This is a genomic window from Leadbetterella byssophila DSM 17132 (genome assembly GCF_000166395.1).
In the GTDB taxonomy this organism is placed as follows: Bacteria; Bacteroidota; Bacteroidia; order Cytophagales; family Spirosomataceae; genus Leadbetterella; species Leadbetterella byssophila.
Genome location: NC_014655.1, coordinates 1632913 through 1650591, shown reverse-complemented (window position 1 = coordinate 1650591; position 17679 = coordinate 1632913). Strand labels below are relative to the sequence as shown.

Here is a 17679-nt window from a genome sequence, read left to right as displayed (position 1 = left end):
ATATAAGTGGGAAACGGTAATCTATCCAATAATTTATATATGTTATTAAATATTCAGAAGTTTCAAATATAATTGAAAAGAATGAATAAAAATAAATGTCCCGCTGGGGGACATTTATCGTATTAAAGGGAACGTTTAAGTTCTCTAATTTCAAAGCTTTCAATGATATCACCGATTTGGATATCATTAAATTTGTGAATACTGATACCACATTCGTAACCGGCACGAACTTCAGCAACATCATCCTTGAAGCGTTTCAATTGGGCAATCTCACCTTCATGAAGAACTATACCTTCCCGGATAATTCTAACCTTGTTCTTTCTGTTTACATAACCGTCAGTTACATAACTACCCGCGATAGTACCCACCTTACTAATCTTGAAGATCTCACGAACCTCGATATTTCCTGTTACTACCTCTTCTTCTTTAGGAGCTAATAGACCTTCCATGGCATCTTTGATCTCATTAATGGCATCATAGATGATGGAGTACAAGCGGATTTCAATCTGCTCGTTTTCAGCAATTTTTCTCGCATTATTAGAAGGACGAACTTGGAAACCTACCACAATGGCATCTGCAGCAGAAGCTAAGGTAACATCAGATTCTGATATTTGTCCTACTCCTTTATGGATGATATTCACCTGAACCTCATCAGTAGATAATTTCAATAGGGAGTCAGCTAGTGCCTCTACAGAACCGTCCACGTCACCTTTGATGATAATGTTCAATTCCTTGAAGGTTCCAATGGCCTTTCTTCTACCTATCTCATCCAGGGTAATATGTTTCTTAGCACGGATACTCATCTCACGGTTCAACTGTTCACGCTTGTTAGCGATCTCTCTGGCCTCTCTTTCAGATTCCATCACGTTGAATTTATCACCTGCTTGTGGAGCACCCGGTAGACCTAAGATCTGAACCGGAATAGAAGGTCCGGCTTCTTTGATCCTTGTACCTAGATCATTAATCATGGCTCTTACTCTACCAAAATACTGACCTGCTAGTACGATATCTCCTACTTTCAAGGTACCCGTTTCAACTAAGATAGTGGATACATATCCCTTTCCTTTATCCAAAGAAGCTTCTATCACAGTACCAACAGCATTTCTATTTGGATTAGCTTTTAGTTCAAGAAGTTCAGCTTCTAGTAATACTTTGTCAAGTAGATCATCTACACCAATACCTGATTTTGCAGAAACTTCCTGCTCTTGGAATTTACCGCCCCAGCTTTCCACTAGGATGTTTTCTTTAGCAAGGTCTTCACGGATTTTGTCCGGATTAGCATTAGGCTTATCTATTTTGTTCAATGCAAATACGATAGGCACTCCTGCGTTCTGTGCGTGGTTGATGGCTTCTCTCGTTTGAGGCATCACGCTATCATCAGCAGAGATAACGATGATAACCACGTCAGTGATCTTAGCACCACGGGCACGCATGGCGGTAAAGGCTTCGTGACCAGGTGTATCCAAGAAGGTGATAGACTTACCTTTGTTTGGACCTTCTTTGATTTTCACAGAGTAAGCACCAATGTGCTGAGTGATACCACCTGCTTCACCACTGGCTACTTTCGCTCTACGTATATAGTCAAGTAAGGATGTTTTACCGTGGTCAACGTGACCCATGATGGTTACAATAGGTGCACGAGTCTGTAGATCCTCTTCTGCATCTACTTCCTCAGCCATGTCGAAGTTTACTTCCTCCTCTGCTGAAATGAATTCTACTTCATAGTTGAACTCAAGGGCTACAATCTGTATGGTTTCTGCATCCAAACGCTGGTTGATAGAGGCAAAGATCCCCATTCTCATACAGGCCGCGATAACTTCATTTACAGAAACGTTCATCAAAGACGCTAGTTCTGCGGCTGAAATAAATTCGGTAACCTTTAAGATTCCGCTTTCTTCCAGTTCTCTTTGATCTCTGGCATCTTGAGCTTCAGCTCTGTGTCTACGTTTTTCTTTTCTGTATTTCGCACCAAAGTCATTGCCTTTGCTGTGCATACGGGATAGAGTAGACTTGATGCTATCTTTTACATCACTATCAGATACGATCTCTCTACGATCACGCTTATCTTTCTTGTTGTTATCCTTCTTGTTATTGTTGTTACCTGAAGCAGGCTTGTTCTCAAAGGTTTTTCCTTGAGCCGGCTTGTCGGTTTTAGGACCGTCAGTTCTAGGTTTAAAGGTGTCAAAGTTAGATTTCGAAGAAGTATCACCTACTTTTTCTCCTCCCACGATTACACGTTTGCGTTTTCTCTTCTGTTTGAGGTCTTCTTTGCTGTGCTTTTTCTCCACAGGAAGATCTATCTTACCTAATACCACTAAGCCCTGAAGTTTATCTCCTTGAGCCTTGATGACTTCTGTCTCTTCAGGTTTCACTGGTTCCTCTTTTTTAACCACCACTGGCTCTGGAGCCTTTTCTATTACCGGTTCCGGTTTCTTTTCTTCCACTACAGGTTCTGGAACCTTTTCTACAACGGGTTCCGGCTCTGGTTTCTTTTCTTCCACTACAGGTTCAGGAACCTTTTCTACAACTGGCTCCGGTTTCTTCTCTTCTACTACAGGTTCTGGAACCTTCTCAACAACCGGCTCAGGAGCTTTTTCCTCTTCCGGTTCTGGCTCTGCAATGGGTTGGATCTTAACTTCTCCACGAGCATTCAAATCTATCTTACCTAACACCTTTGGTCCTGGAATGGTGGTTTCAATCTTCACGATTTCAGGTTCCTCAGACTTAGGTTCCTCGCGGAAGTATAAGATCTCAGAATCTGATTTATCACGGGACTCAGTGGATGCTGCAGGAGCTGAGGTTTCACCACCAAGTAGGTCCGGCGAATCCAGTTCCTTGGCCAGTATTTCCAACTGGTCATATGCTAATTTGGCGTTAGGATTATTGTCAATACGATGCCCAGCTGAGCCTAAAATCTCAATTACTTTGGCTATACCAACGTTCAATTTTTTAGCTGCTTGGCTAAGTCGCATCATTTTTTCTTCTGCCATATAATTGTTTTAAAAATATTAAAAAGTTACAGGTCGGGCGTGTGGACTAGTTACCTCTTATTCAAACTCTTTCTTCAGTATATCGAAGACCTCTTCAATGGTTTCCTCCTCTAGAGGAGTTCTTCTAACCAGGTCTTCTTTCGGTACATTCAACACAGATTTTGCTGTATCTAGACCGATTTTTCTGAATTCTAATAGAATCCATTCTTCAATTTCATCTGTAAACTCCATTAAGTCTACATCTTCCTCCTCCACAACACCGTCAATATCACGGAATACATCTATCTCTAACCCTATCAGCTTGCTGGCTAATTTGATATTCAACCCTCCTTTACCAATGGCTAGAGAGACTTGGTCTGGTTTCAAGAACACAGACACACGTTCAGCATTCTCATCAAATCTAACATTGCTGATTTTGGCAGGACTAAGCGCTCTGGATATCAATAGATTAATATTGTCAGTCCACTGAATTACGTCAATGTTCTCATTCTCCAATTCTCGAACTATAGAGTGGATACGGGATCCTTTCATCCCCACACATGCTCCTACCGGGTCAATTCTATCATCAAAGGACTCAACAGCCACTTTCGCTCTTTCCCCTGGTTCTCTAACAATTTTTCTTATAGAAATAATTCCATCCTGGATTTCCGGAATCTCTAATTCAAATAATCTTTCTAAGAATACAGGAGAAGTTCTGGATAAAGTCAATTTCGGATTTCCATTATGGATTTCTACCTTATGGATGATGGCACGTATGCTAGATCCTTTCTTGAATCTATCTTTCGGAATTTGCTCTCCTTTTGGTAAAGATAACTCATTTCCTTCCTCATCTATACATATTACCTCTCTACTTAAGATCTGATACACTTCTACGGTAACCAGTTCACCTACCTGATCTTTGTACTGGTCATACAGCATCTCCTTCTCCAAATCCTTCACCTTTTGGATCAAAGTCTGACGGGCAGTCTGTACTATTCTACGGCCGAAATCTTCAATTTTTACAGGCTCAGCAACTTCCTCTCCAATCTCAAAGTCAGGCTCGATCTTCTTCGCTTCAGACAAAGGAATCTTATCATGATCCCAGATGTCTTCCGAGTTATCGTCTACAATCTCCCTCTTTCTCCACATCTCCAAATCACCACTTTCAGGGTTAAGGATAATATCAAAGTTATGATCCTCCCCGTAAGCTTTACGGATCATCGTTCTGAGCACATCCTCAAGGATGGCAATCATCGTGGGACGGTCGATGTTCTTTTCTCGCGCAAACTCGGCAAACGATTCAATTAAATCTCCACTTGACATACGTGTATTTCGTTTTATTTGAATGAAATGATGACCTTGGCCTCCTTGATTTCATCTAAGCTCAGCGCCACCGTTTCTGATTTTACTTTTTTCTTTGCTTCTGTTTCTATAGTAATGCTTCCGTTTTCCACGGAAACTAATTTTCCTTTGATTTCTGATCCATCTACTTTCAGAATCTTCAAAGAACGACCTATGTTTTTCACATATTGACGCTCAAACTTTAAAGGACTATCTGCCCCCGGAGAAGATACTTCTAAGGTAAATGCCTCATCTATGACCTCTTCCAATTGTAAGCCCAGCTTCCTGGATACCTCCGTGCATTGATCAATGGTAATGCCCGCGTCAGAGTCTAGGAAGATACTTACCTTCCTTCTGATCTTAGAATCTGAGACCGCAATTTCCACTACATAGTAGTCCGTATCACGGATCAAATCCTCAACTAATTTTATGACTGTATCTTTCAGTGACATGTATTAATCAAAAAAGGAGGTTTCCACCCCCTCCACACTTCTTAAATTCATGCAAAAATACAGCTTTTTTTTTAATATTTTAGGGTGTCTTCTTAAAAAATTATTACACTACAGATCTTTTTTACAAGGAAATGCCCCTATTAATTGTTTACTTTGTATGACTGACCATGGCACTTTAAGATGTTTATCCGAGCGGTAACAGATTTTATTCGCAAGTTCTTCTTCCTAATCAATATCCTGTTTGCTTTATACAGCTTGCTGGTGTACCAATTGGTCTTTTCAGCAAACATTCAGCATTGGCTGGGTGGATTCCTTATGATCTCTTTTCCTTTGGTACTCCTAGGGAACTTTGTATTCTTTGTAATATGGGCTCTCGGACGCTCCACTAAGGCCCTCTTGTCTTTGGCTTTGCTATTGATGACCTACTCCATAACTGACAGAACCTTTAAGTTTAATTTTCGAGAGCCTTCTGATGCTAAGGCAGATTTCTCTCTCTTGAGCTATAATATCATGTATGCCAACTTCAACGGCAATGAATCTACAAATGGAGACAAGATCACAAAAGGGATAGGTGAAACAGTAGTGGGACAGAATGCAGATATAAAATGCTTCCAAGAGTTCTATAATGATTCCAAAAACTTTGATTATGACCTGATACGTAGGACCGCCGAGAAAAATCCTTACTATGTTTATATGCATTCCCAACAAGGAAATGATAAAGGCCAAGGGACCATAGGTTTAGCCACTTTCTCTATATATCCTATCATTCGTAAGGAAGAGATGTACTGGCCTACAAATAATAACGGATTGCTCTCCACTGACATAGTAGTTAACGGAGATACCATTAGAGTCATTAACTTTCAGTTAAAGTCCATGGGTATCCGTGTCAACAAAGTTTTTGATCATGGTTTGAATAAGGTAGAAACTAAGAATATACTGGTCCAACTTAAGAACGGCTTCTCTGAAAGAGGTAACGAAGTGAATATTCTAGAATCTTGGATAAATAAAAGTCCTTATCCCGTCATAATAGCAGGTGATTTGAACGAACTTCCCTACGGATACGCCTATGGAAAATTGAGAAGATTATTACTCAATGCCTTCGAAGAGGAGGGTAGAGGCTTTGGTTTTACCTATAGAAAAATTCTCCGCTTTCTCAGAATTGATAACCAGTTCTTCGAGGCGGAGAAGTTTAAGATAGTTCGATTTAAGACCTTACACGAATACAAGTACTCAGATCATTATCCTCTCTTAGGAGAATACCTCATCTATTGAGATAGTATTCCTCTAATTCTTGTAATTCTTCATAGAAACCACCACTAAGGATAGGGAATCTGCACCAACTTCTAGGATCCAGATTATGGGTATCCAAATGAAATCCCGGTGCATATCTCTCCCTTTTCCATTGGTTCCTGCTCCATAGCTGGAAGAACCTCCTGGTCCAGGTGTAAAGCTCCTCCCTAGAGTAGTTGTACAGTTTCTCCATCCTTTTAAAACATTCCAATGGAGAATGATGATCCCTAATGCCCAATATTTCCAATTGATTCAAAACAGGATAAGGCATCAAATCCTTTTCATCTGTTTGAGTCCGTTCTATAGGACGAAGTTCAGCCGTGGGCTGTAATGCGTTTACATACTTCAAACCCTCCAAACGCAGGTGTTTGCCTTTGACTTCACAACCTACTTTTTCTAACCATACTAACCAGGTCCTCAACCAGGTCTTATCAATTCCTGAGATAGGTGCAATGCTACCTGCCGTGTCTCCGTCCATAGTACAGTACCCCACCGCTGCTTCTGAACGGTTAGAGGTAGTTAAAAGGAGATGATTGTGAATATTAGCTAATAGCCAAACTCCCGGCGCACGTACCCGGGCTTGGATGTTCTGCAAAGGAATATCGTCTGTCTCCCAACTTAATTTCCTATCTATCTGTTGCGCTACCTTCTCTGTATAAGAACTAACTAAATCATCTATGTCAAAGACAAAGAATCGTGCACCGCAATCTTTGGCTAAGGCAGCGGCCGACTGTAATGTATCCTCCGAACTATTCCTTGTTCCTTGGTACAAGGTTATCATCAGAAGCGATTGGATCTGTGCTAGATCCTGACATTCCTTTACTCCCGGTATATAACTTAATTTGTCTTTCAGCTTTTCTAAGCCTACACTTTCTTCTGCAAGTCTTAGCATTAGAGTGCATAGTGCCAGGCAAGCAGAGGAATCCGCGCCTCCAGAAAGGGATAATGTAAAACCAAAGGATCTGGATTTTCTTAGGTAATCAAATAGACCCAAACTCACAGCTCGGGCAAACTCTTCTTCCTTAAGATGTCCTCCTCTTTCAAAAGGCTCCAAAAGGGCTTTAGTGGAAGTAGGAGTAAAGGTCTCTTCCCACTGATGTTCTTTGGATATAAAACTAAAGTCCTGAAGGTACTCAGATTTGATTTTTGCCTGTTCAATTCTGTTCGTCTCTACTTCAACAATAGCCGTAGTTAAGGTATAATCAGCATAACTAAATCTATCTGAAGAGGCAACCAGCTCTCCTCCCGTACTGATCATGGTATCTCCGTCGAAGATCAAGCGGCCGGATTCGTTTCCTAATAAATTGCTATAGATGTAAACACAAGAGAAGGCTCTAGAAGCGTCTGTTACCAGTTTCTCCCGGGTTTGGAATTTTCCAAAGCTGAAGGGACTGGCACTGGGATTCAAGATGAAATCCACTCCTTTTTCATTTAATTTACTTCCAGGGCGCTGTGGGACCCACGCATCTTCACAGATCTCTATCCCAAGGCGGTAACCTCCTATCTCAAAAAATAAATCTCCCACAGGATAAGTTTTTCCTTTCCAGCTTATAGAACCTGTCTTTCCCGGTTTCCACCTTTGGAACCAACGATCCTCGTAGAATACTCCGTAATTAGGTAGGTGTTGCTTTAAGACAAAACCCAGTACCTCACCATCTGTAATGAGGGCAGCTGCATTATAAATCTTGTTTCTAAGGCGTATGGGCAAGCCTACGCAAGTCACAATGCCTACAGAAGCTTCTGCTACTATGGCAAGGCTTTCTAAACTTCTTTGGGTGACATCAGGGGCATAGAATGCATCTTCACATCCGTAACCACTAATGCAAAGTTCTGGTAAGCATAGTATTTGAACTCCTTCTGCCTTTGCTTCATGAATAGCCTTTAGGATGTTCTTCCTATTTCCCGCCCAGTCTAAGGGGGTTTGGTTCAATGCCGCAGCACCTACTTTAAGCATAACAACTGTATTTTGGCTTCAAATCTAAATAAAAAAGAGAAGCTTTTAGGCTTCTCTTCTCTGTATATTCAAAAAGGAAATTTAGGCGCGGATACGGATCTTTTGACCCACAACCACATTATTTCCTTTAAGATTGTTCCACTTCTTAAGGTCATTCACGCTAACTCCTTCATACCTCTGTGAAATATTCCATAGGGTATCACCTCTACGAACGGTATGAATGATAGGTTGTTTTACGTTATCTGAAGACTTGTTTGCTACTAAGCTGTTAGCTTTAACCTTTTCACTCTTATCTACATAAATGGCTAAGCTTTCTCCCACTACTACTTTCGTGTTAGACTTATTGTTCCATTTTTTGATATCATTTACCGAAACGCCATAGTGAGAAGCAATTTTACCAAGGACTTCTCCTCTTTTAACTTTATGTACTTTCTTTACTTTGCGAGTAACACTTACATATTCTTGAGAAACATTGCTGGCTACTTGTTGCTTTGCTGCTGGTCGCCCTATGATAATGGTACCTTCTTCTGTAGGTTCGGCAATGACATTTGCTAAAACAGCTTCAGATTGAGGAGCCGTAATGGTTTCTACACTTCTGAATCTCTTACCTATTGAATCTAGAATCATAGCTCTGTTCTCAGAAAAATAGGCCATGGAGGTTGTAGGTAAGGCTATCTCATATCCGTATTTACTTTGAGGTAAAACGGTGGCTTTTAAATGGGGATTGTACTTTTTAAGTTCATCCAGATTAATTTGCGTCAAGTCAGCTAATACTTGAAGGTCTACGTTACTGTCAACATAAATATTCTCCAATGGCGGACGAACGTTTTCCTTTTCCGGCACTATTCCATGATCTTGACCAAAGTTCATTAAATAAGCCAGGGAAATGAACATAGGTACATAATGACGAGTGTCTTTCGGGATATGAGGATGTAGGTCCCAGTAATTTGTTAAACCGGTTTTCTTCATGGCTCTGCTGATTCTACCTTGTCCCGTATTGTAAGAGGCAAGAGCCAAATCCCAGTCATTAAACATTCGGTTTAAAAACTTCAAATATCTACAAGCTGCATCTGTGGATTTCTCCGGATGCATCCTTTCATCTACATACTCATTGATGGTCAAACCATATTCCTTTCCAGTGAATGACATGAATTGCCATAGACCAACAGCCTTAGCGCGGGATACTGCCTTAGGGTTTAGTCCTGATTCGAGAATAGCTAAATATTTTAGCTCTTCCGGCATGTCATTTTGTTTTAGGATCTTCTCGAAGATGGGAAAATAGTAGGACATTTCCTCCATCATGGTCTTGGTGAAATTAGGTCTCCTTTGGGTGAAATAATTTAACCAAAACGCTACGCTTTCGTTGTAGACCATGGGCATGGTCTTCTCTATAGATTTAAGGCGAGCCTTAATAATTTCCGGATCAAGAACGGTAATAGTAAAAGGGACATTGTCTCTTTCATCAATCACCTGAACCTGGTACGGATAGGAGATTTTTACCTCTTCTACCACTACAGGTTCTTCTTCCACTTCATTAATCTGACCCCACACACCCCCACTGAAAACCGTCACCACTGAACAGGCCAAAAATAACTTAGATAACTTCATAATGCCATTTACGAGTTGAAAATAATACACAGGAATAGGAAAGCTAATCCAAACCTAATAAAAAAAAATGTAGAATAAAACTATTCCTATATTAAAACTCTTTTTTTATCTAATTTATTCTATGTGCTTTGCGAAATTCAGTAAATCTTTTTCAGCAAAAGATGGAGCCAAAATTTGCAGTCCATATGGCAGTCCTTCCGGGCTTTTGCCATTTGGAATTGATATGGCAGGGATCCCGCAGACGTTCGCATGAACAGTGTATATATCTTCCAGGTAAGCTTCTGTAGCACTTACATTTTTTCTTCCTAAATCAAAAGCAGGAGAAGGTGTAGTAGGGGACAGAATAAAGTCTACCTCTTTAAAATAATCATTCGTTTTTTGAATGATCAAAGTGCGCACACGCTGAGCTTTTGCATAATATGCATCATAATATTCTGCACTTAAAATAAAGGTTCCCAAAAGAATTCTTCTCTTTACTTCCTTTCCAAATCCTTCCCCTCTGGTTTTCTTATAGAGTTCTTCCAGGTTCTTAGCGTCTTTTGCTCTATGTCCGTACCTTACTCCATCATAACGGTTGAGGTTAGAAGAAGCTTCCGCCATGGTCAGTGTATAGTAAACGGGAAGGAGGTATTTCAGTTCAGGGAAATCTAATTCAACTATCTCGTGACCTTGTGATCTTAATTGCTCAATTTTGGATATAGTAGCTTGCTTAACGCCTTCGTCAAGTCCTTCAGAATGTAGAGCTTCTTTAAAGTATCCTATCCTTTTCTTTTCCAGATTCGAAGTAAAGTCAGAGTACAATTCCGGTGCTATAGGAGAGGCTGTACTATCGTACTCGTCTTTACCGGCCATCACCTCTAAAAGTAAGGCCGCGTCAGCAACAGATGAAGTAATAGGTCCTATACAGTCAAAGGAGGAAGCGTAGGCGGCTAAGCCCCATCTGGAAATTCTTCCATAGGTAGGTTTTAAACCTACTGTTCCGTTAAATGCTGAAGGTTGACGAACTGAACCTCCGGTGTCAGAACCTATGGAGGCATGACATAAACCCGCTGCTACTGCTACAGCACTTGCCCCAGATGACCCGCCAGGCACTTTGTTTTCGTTCCAAAAGTTAAGGGTAGGACCAAAGGCGGAATTCTCATTAGAAGACCCCATGCCGAATTCGTCACAGTTTTGTCTACCAATAATGATGGCATCTTCATTGAGGAGGCGCTGTACGGCTGTGGCGGTAAACTGGGATTGGAAACCGTCTAGAATCTTTGATCCGCATTGCAGACCGTGGTCTTTGTACGCTAATATATCTTTAAGGCCTATCACCATACCGGCTAGTCTCCCGGCATTTCCGTTTTTGATCTTCTCAGAGATCTCTTTGGCCTTTTGGCGAGCTTCCTCTTCATAAACATCTAAAAAAACATTCAGGTGTTTATAGGATTTAATGCGCTCTAAGAAGGTATCTACTACTTCGCTTAAATTCCATTCTCCGGCAAACAGCCGCTCTCTATACTCCGAATACTGCATAGTAGGGTAAAAAAATAAAAAACAACAGACTTGTGTTAAGCACAAAACTGTTGTTCTCGTATGTCAACTATTGAATTCTATCAATCTTCTATTTTGGTCGCCTTTTCGATGTTCTCTTTTACATCTTTAGTGGCATCCTTAAATTCTTTGATACCTTTACCTAAGCCTCTGGCTAGTTCAGGAAGTTTTTTGGCTCCGAAGAACAACAGTATGACGAAAAGGATGATAAATATTTCAGAACCTCCCAGAGATCCCAAAAACAATAATGTTGTCAGCTCCATCTCACAATTTTTTTAATGTTCAACAAAATTAATTTTTTTTTATGGGATTTAAAATGAAAAGTTTAAAAAAGTACATCACTCAAGAATCACTTCCGCTTTTTGATTTAAAAGCCACATTTCAAACTTTTCTACTTCCTTAGACAAGCTGTTATAGATGAATGAAAACAGCGCGATGTCATCAGCGAATCCCACTAGTGGCAATATATCAGGAATCAAATCTACAGGAGAAAGAAAGTAGATCATTCCAGCTAATATGAAGATGATGTGCTTTGTTTCAACATTCCGATAACTTCCGTTAGCGTAGTGACGGAGGAGTAATCCTAAGGACTTCACCTTCGCTTTGATCTTTTGAAATGCGGAACCTTTTCCGTCTGATTGCATCTTACTAATAACAGTACCTAGCAAAAGGATGATTCCTTTTGAGTTCTTTGATAGTCTGCTCGCTTTCAGGAAGGAATTTTTGAAAAAGATGGACCCCAAAATGGTTTTAAGAAAGCCGGTTTTTTTCATAATTAAGTGAATTTTAGCACGTCTAACTCTTCAAACATAAAAAACGAAAATCAAAGTTCAATATTGATAAAAAAATAAAATAATAAAGATATTTTTGTATAATATTTGTTCAACATAACATATTCAAGCTAAAATGAAGGTTACCATTATTGGAGCAGGGGCGGTAGGGGCTACCGCAGCAGATAACATAGCCCGTAAGGAGATAGCGTCTGAGGTAGTGATACTAGATATTAAAGAGGGATTTGCAGAGGGCAAAGCCATGGATTTAGCTCAGACAGCGTCCATAGAAGGTTTTGATACAAAGATCACGGGTGTGACCAATGATTACAGCAAGACCGCAAAATCAGATGTTATAGTGGTAACTTCAGGTATTCCTCGTAAGCCGGGTATGACGCGTGAGGAGTTGATCGGGACTAATGCTAAGATCGTGGGTGGGGTAGTGAAATCAGCTTTAGAGGTTTCTCCCAAAGCCGTGATTGTGATTGTATCTAACCCAATGGATACCATGACCTATTTGACTTATAAGATTGCTGCAGAAATGGGTATTTCTAAGCGTAAAGTGATAGGAATGGGTGGAGCATTAGATTCAGCACGTTTTCGCTATAGATTAGGTGAAGCCTTGGGTGTGGCCCAAAGTGACTTACATGGCATGGTGATAGGAGGACATGGTGATACTACTATGATTCCATTAACCCGTTTAGCTACCTGGAATAGTATTCCGGTAAGTAGGTTCTTATCTGCAGAAGCACTTAAAGAAGTGTCTGATAAAACGATGGTAGGAGGAGCTACTTTAACCGGACTTTTGGGGACATCTGCCTGGTATGCTCCAGGTGCAGCTATTGGTCAAGTGGTGGAATCCATACTTAGAGACGAAAAGAAGATCATTCCTTCTTGCGTGTATTTAAACGGAGAGTATGGTCAAAAGGACATTTGCTTAGGTGTGCCTGTAGTGATAGGTAGGAACGGTTGGGAGAAGATTGTAACCTTGAGGTTGTCTAATGAGGAAAAAGCCGCATTTGAAAAGTCTGCTGATGCAGTAAGAGCTATGAATGCTGCTTTATAATAAAAAAACTGAGCCCGGATTATTCGGGCTCAGTTGCATCTTCTTGATAAATAAGTTCTAATATTCTGCTAGTTTTTTGGCCATAAAATGGATTAGGTACGAATTGTCCATTTTCATCTTTTATGAACTCTTCAGAGTTTATAGTTTCATTTTTTAATATAATGTTTGTCTTATTTTTGATTTCAACGTTCCAAACCTCAGGTGTAGGTGCTATACTTCCGTCGGGATTGACATCATTTAGGTGAAGAGTGTAATTGTCAAACTTAGTAATGGCTTTTATGAAGTCATTTGATCCACCATCTAAACTTCGCCAAACGTAAAATGTTCCTTGATAAACCTTTAAGTTATTTTCATCGGAAAACCTTTTTTCAAATGTAATTAAATCAGTCATCCCCAAATCCGATGCTAAAAATGGCTCTCCATCAATAGAAAATGCCACCATATTCCAGGTCTTCGATGTGCCTCCTGTAAGCATATCAATTGGTAATAAATCTACCTCCTTATCTTTACAAGATGTAACAAAAAGCAAAGTAAGAAGTGTATAAAGTACAGGTTTCATAGATACACGTTTATAATATAAAAACGAAAAAACTCTGATTTATGATAAATCAGAGTTTTTAAATATACAGTAAGGATATTATTTACCCAAAGCTTTTAACATGGTTTCTCCAATTTCTGCAGGAGAATCCACTACATGGATACCACATTCTCTCATGATAGCCATTTTTGCAGCAGCAGTATCATCAGCACCACCGATGATAGCACCGGCGTGGCCCATTCTTCTACCTTTAGGAGCTGTTTGTCCGGCGATGAAACCTACAACAGGCTTCTTGTTACCCGTTTCCTTGATGTAACGAGCAGCTTCTGCTTCCATACCGCCGCCTATTTCCCCGATCATTACGATACCTTCTGTTTCAGGATCATTCATTAACATTTCCACGGCTTGTTTAGTAGTAGTACCGATGATAGGGTCACCTCCGATACCGATAGCGGTAGATTGGCCAAGACCTACTTTAGTCAATTGGTCTACGGCTTCATATGTTAAAGTACCTGATTTTGAAACTACACCGATAGTACCTTTCTTGAAGATAAAACCAGGCATGATACCTACTTTCGCTTCTTCAGCAGTGATGATTCCCGGACAGTTTGGTCCGATTAAAGTACAATCATAAGTAGAGATGAAAGACTTAGCTTTCACCATATCTTTAGTAGGAATACCTTCTGTGATACAAACGATAACTTTGATGCCGGCTTGTGCAGCTTCCATGATGGCGTCAGCAGCGAACCCAGGGGGTACAAATATGATGGAAACATCTGCGCCAGTCTCTTTAACAGCTTCTTCAACGGTATTGAATACAGGTCTGTCCAAATGCGTTTGACCACCTTTACCTGGGGTCACACCGCCCACTACATTCGTGCCATATTCGATCATTTGGCCTGCATGAAATGTTCCTTCTGAGCCAGTGAAGCCCTGTACTATTACCTTCGAATTTTTGTTTACAAGAATACTCATTTTTGACTTGATTTGACAGATGTCGGTTTAAGAAATCCCAAAGTTTATAAATTCCTCCAAATGTACCTCTGAAATTAGAAAAATACAAAATCTAAGCCTGATTTTTCTCGAAAATCATGGTATCATTCAAATATAAAAAGAAAGGTTCGACTACCAGTCGAACCCTATATTACAGCCCGAAAGCCTCTTTTACTTTATCTACGTAGTCCAGTTTCTCCCAGGTGAATAGTTCTACCTGAACCTCAGCTCTTTGACCTGCATTTTCGAATACCTTGGTCACCACTTTAGGCTCTCTACCCATATGTCCGTAAGCGGCAGTTTCTGAATAGATAGGAGTACGTAATTTTAATCTTTGCTCTATAGCATAAGGACGCATATCAAAGATTTTTTCCACTACTTTTGCTATCTCACCATCTTTTAAGTTCACTTTACTTGTACCGTAAGTGTTTACAAAGATTCCACAAGGCTGTGCCACACCGATAGCATAAGATACCTGTACCAGAACCTCATCACATACTCCTGCAGCCACTAAGTTCTTTGCTATATGACGCGTAGCATAAGCTGCAGAACGGTCCACTTTACTAGGATCTTTTCCTGAGAATGCCCCTCCACCATGAGCTCCTTTGCCACCGTAAGTATCTACAATGATCTTACGACCAGTAAGTCCGGTATCTCCATGAGGACCACCGATTACAAATTTCCCTGTAGGGTTGATGTGATAAGTGATATTGTCCGTAAACAAGGCTTGAAGCTCAGGTTTTAAACGAGCTTTAACCCTTGGGATCACGATATTGATCATGTCCGACTTGATTTTAGCTAACATGGCTTCGTCCTCATCAAACTCATCATGCTGAGTAGAGATGACAATGGTATCAATACGCTGAGGATGATTGTCGTCAGTATACTCAATGGTTACCTGAGACTTAGTATCCGGTCTCAAATAGGTAATTTCTTTGTTTTCTCTGCGGATTTCTGCAATTTCCTGAAGGATTTTATGCGAGAGATCCAGAGCCAATGGCATATAATTATCCGTCTCTCTTGTAGCATAACCAAACATCATTCCTTGGTCTCCAGCGCCCTGAGCATTGGCTTTGGTTTCAAAATCATCCGTTGCCGTCTGACGTTCCACCCCTTGATTGATATCCGGAGATTGCTCATGTATAGAAGAGATGATTCCACAAGAATTCGCTTCGAACATGTACTCCGCTTTGGTATAACCTATCTTACGAATTACCTCTCTTGCTATATTCTGCACATCCAGGTAGGTGCTTGTGTTTACTTCACCCGCCAATACCACTAAACCGGTAGTCACTAAAGTTTCACATGCTACTTTAGAATTCGGGTCAAAAGCTAAAAAATGATCAATGAGAGCATCAGAGATTTGATCGGCTACTTTGTCAGGATGCCCTTCAGAAACCGATTCCGAAGTGAATAAATATGCCATATATTTTTTATTTAAACATTTGCCCTTGGCTTACCTTTCCGTGGGTGGGGCAAATTTGCTAAATTTTTTCTAAAAAATAACTTAATTATCTGACTTTTATGAATGACTTAGAGGTTTTTACTATTTAGACCTCCTAAAATAGATAAATTTACTATTTATACATTCACATGTCTTTCCGAGTGATAAGAAGATCTTACCAAAGGTCCTGATTCCACGTATTTGATTCCTCTCTTCAATCCTTCCACTCTATATTCTTCAAAAAGATCCGGATGAATGAATTCTATCACCTCGTGGTGCATTTTTGTGGGTTGTAAATACTGACCCAGGGTCAAAATATCACAACCTACGCTAGCAAGATCATCCATAGCTTCGAAGACCTCTTCCTTCTTTTCTCCAAACCCAAGCATGATGCCGGTTTTAGTGCGTTTTCCGTATTCTTTGGTTCTACGAATCTGCTCTAAGCTTCTCTCGTATTTAGCTTGAGGCCTAACCTTACGGTAGAAACTTTTTACGGTTTCCATATTGTGAGAAACCACTTCCTGTCCGGCAGATATCATACGGTAAAGGGCATCCCAGTCCGCTTTAGTGTCCGGAATCAAGGTTTCAATAGTAGTTTTTGGCGATAGTTTCTTCGTCTCCACTACCGTTTGATACCAGATCTCTGCACCTTTATCTTTCAGTTCGTCTCTGTTTACGGAAGTGATAACTGCATGTTTAACCCCCATGGTAGCTATAGCTTTAGCCACTCTTTCAGGTTCCTGGGTGTCATATTCATTAGGTCTACCTGTAGCTACGGCACAGAAGTTGCAACTGCGCGTACACACGTTTCCAAGGATCATAAACGTAGCCGTTCCTTCACCCCAGCATTCTCCCATATTGGGACAATTACCACTTTGACAGATGGTGTGTAGTTTATTATTATCTACGATTTCTCGTACTTTTCTGTAGTTCTCACCTATGGGAAGCTTCACGCGAAGCCAATCGGGACGTTTTTTCCTTTCAATCATTTTTCTTCTTTACGATCGATTTATTACCGAAATACAAAGTTAGATAAACGCTAACAAAGGTCTGAGGATTATCAGAGAAAGTTGACGCGAGTATTTCGGGTTTCTTCAGGAAGGTTTCTACGGAAGTACCTATTTCCAGTCCGGTAACACTATCACTGAAGGTATTGATATCTATGTTTGCGGCAATTTTGGCATGTAAGCCGGGATTGAATTTGATCCCCTGAAAACCATTCTTCAGGATTCCACCCACTCCACTGATTCTGCTTTTTATGTTAGGATCGTATTGAACGAAGTTATTACTGTCCTCATACCTTACATAGTAGGGCTTCATCAATCCTATGCTGGGACCACCCGCAGCTATTATACTTAATCCTACGTTACTGTCTTTACTTCTAGTGAATAAGGCGTATTCTCTACCGTATTGCGGACGAATGGTGAATAAATAGTTTCTCTTTCCTACGGTGTACTTGGGTCCAAAGCCGGTAAAGATGCTGTATTCTCTGGGGTTTTTGAGGTTGAGGATCTCCAAAGCCATATAGCGATACACGGATTTCCCTTTCCGAACATCTACAGGTACAGAACTTCTGACTACAAGACCTCCTATGAGACTGGTATAATTACTGGTGGTAGCGCCGAAGGCCAAGGTCTTCGAATCTATCTCTTCTTCCTCTTGTTGGGCAAAAGCAGGAAGGGTTATCAGAAGGAGTAATAGTTTCTTTAACATCTGAT

The 17679-nt window shown here is 40.5% G+C and carries 15 protein-coding genes; 2 read left to right on the top strand and 13 right to left on the bottom strand.

What is annotated here, in order from left to right:
• Nucleotides 1–122: 122 nt before the first annotated feature.
• Genes infB through rimP form a run of 3 tightly spaced genes read right to left on the bottom strand, consistent with a single transcriptional unit; the run spans nt 123 to nt 4762 of the window.
• Entirely contained in the window at nt 123–2990 is a 2868-nt protein-coding gene (gene infB / locus LBYS_RS07895) for a translation initiation factor IF-2 (RefSeq protein ID WP_013408342.1), read from the bottom strand.
• A 57-nt stretch (nt 2991–3047) separates the two neighbouring features.
• On the bottom strand, nt 3048–4292 hold the full coding sequence (gene nusA, locus LBYS_RS07890) for a transcription termination factor NusA (protein ID WP_013408341.1): 1245 nt from the start codon (nt 4290–4292) through the stop codon (nt 3048–3050).
• Nucleotides 4293–4306: 14 nt separating this feature from the next.
• Nucleotides 4307–4762, bottom strand: a complete 456-nt coding sequence (gene rimP / locus LBYS_RS07885; protein ID WP_013408340.1) for a ribosome maturation factor RimP — start codon at nt 4760–4762, stop codon at nt 4307–4309.
• A gap of 180 nt (nt 4763–4942) precedes the next feature.
• Here rimP and LBYS_RS07880 point away from each other — a divergent pair, with 180 nt between their 5' ends.
• Nucleotides 4943–6034: an endonuclease/exonuclease/phosphatase family protein gene (locus LBYS_RS07880; protein ID WP_013408339.1), complete on the top strand. Its 1092-nt coding sequence runs from the start codon at nt 4943–4945 to the stop codon at nt 6032–6034.
• Here the strand turns inward: LBYS_RS07880 and nadE are convergent.
• From nadE to LBYS_RS07855, 5 genes are all read right to left on the bottom strand, one after another.
• Complete coding sequence (nadE, locus tag LBYS_RS07875; protein WP_013408338.1) at nt 6024–8006, bottom strand: NAD(+) synthase; 1983 nt, start codon at nt 8004–8006, stop codon at nt 6024–6026. The two genes, LBYS_RS07880 and nadE, sit on opposite strands and share 11 nt — an antisense overlap.
• An 81-nt stretch (nt 8007–8087) precedes the next feature.
• Nucleotides 8088–9614, bottom strand: coding sequence for a lytic transglycosylase domain-containing protein (locus tag LBYS_RS07870; protein WP_013408337.1), 1527 nt, complete (start codon nt 9612–9614; stop codon nt 8088–8090).
• 114 nt (nt 9615–9728) lie between these two features.
• Nucleotides 9729–11132 carry an Asp-tRNA(Asn)/Glu-tRNA(Gln) amidotransferase subunit GatA gene (gene gatA, locus LBYS_RS07865; protein ID WP_013408336.1) on the bottom strand — a complete coding sequence of 468 codons (1404 nt, stop codon included), beginning with the start codon at nt 11130–11132 and terminating at the stop codon, nt 9729–9731.
• Nucleotides 11133–11212: 80 nt separating this feature from the next.
• Nucleotides 11213–11413, bottom strand: a complete 201-nt coding sequence (locus LBYS_RS07860; RefSeq protein WP_013408335.1) for a Sec-independent protein translocase subunit TatA/TatB — start codon at nt 11411–11413, stop codon at nt 11213–11215.
• A gap of 75 nt (nt 11414–11488) precedes the next feature.
• Nucleotides 11489–11923, bottom strand: a complete 435-nt coding sequence (locus LBYS_RS07855; protein WP_013408334.1) for a YkvA family protein — start codon at nt 11921–11923, stop codon at nt 11489–11491.
• Between the two features lie 133 nt (nt 11924–12056).
• Between LBYS_RS07855 and LBYS_RS07850 the strand changes: the two genes are divergently transcribed.
• Nucleotides 12057–12986, top strand: a complete 930-nt coding sequence (locus LBYS_RS07850) for a malate dehydrogenase (RefSeq protein ID WP_013408333.1) — start codon at nt 12057–12059, stop codon at nt 12984–12986.
• A 19-nt stretch (nt 12987–13005) separates the two neighbouring features.
• On the opposite strand, the gene LBYS_RS07845 is transcribed toward LBYS_RS07850, so the two are convergent.
• The 5 genes from LBYS_RS07845 to LBYS_RS07825 all read right to left on the bottom strand — a co-directional run bounded on the left by LBYS_RS07845 (nt 13006) and on the right by LBYS_RS07825 (nt 17674).
• The gene (locus tag LBYS_RS07845; RefSeq protein ID WP_013408332.1) at nt 13006–13545 is read right to left on the bottom strand and encodes a hypothetical protein; all 540 of its coding nucleotides are present in this window, start codon (nt 13543–13545) and stop codon (nt 13006–13008) included.
• 78 nt (nt 13546–13623) lie between these two features.
• Nucleotides 13624–14499: a succinate--CoA ligase subunit alpha gene (gene sucD / locus LBYS_RS07840; protein ID WP_013408331.1), complete on the bottom strand. Its 876-nt coding sequence runs from the start codon at nt 14497–14499 to the stop codon at nt 13624–13626.
• Nucleotides 14500–14668: 169 nt separating this feature from the next.
• Entirely contained in the window at nt 14669–15943 is a 1275-nt protein-coding gene (metK, locus tag LBYS_RS07835) for a methionine adenosyltransferase (RefSeq protein ID WP_013408330.1), read from the bottom strand.
• Nucleotides 15944–16098: 155 nt separating this feature from the next.
• The gene (gene lipA, locus LBYS_RS07830; protein ID WP_013408329.1) at nt 16099–16950 is read right to left on the bottom strand and encodes a lipoyl synthase; all 852 of its coding nucleotides are present in this window, start codon (nt 16948–16950) and stop codon (nt 16099–16101) included.
• On the bottom strand, nt 16943–17674 hold the full coding sequence (locus LBYS_RS07825) for a hypothetical protein (protein ID WP_013408328.1): 732 nt from the start codon (nt 17672–17674) through the stop codon (nt 16943–16945). The genes lipA and LBYS_RS07825 overlap by 8 nt, the downstream gene beginning before the upstream one ends.
• Nucleotides 17675–17679: the final 5 nt, after the last annotated feature.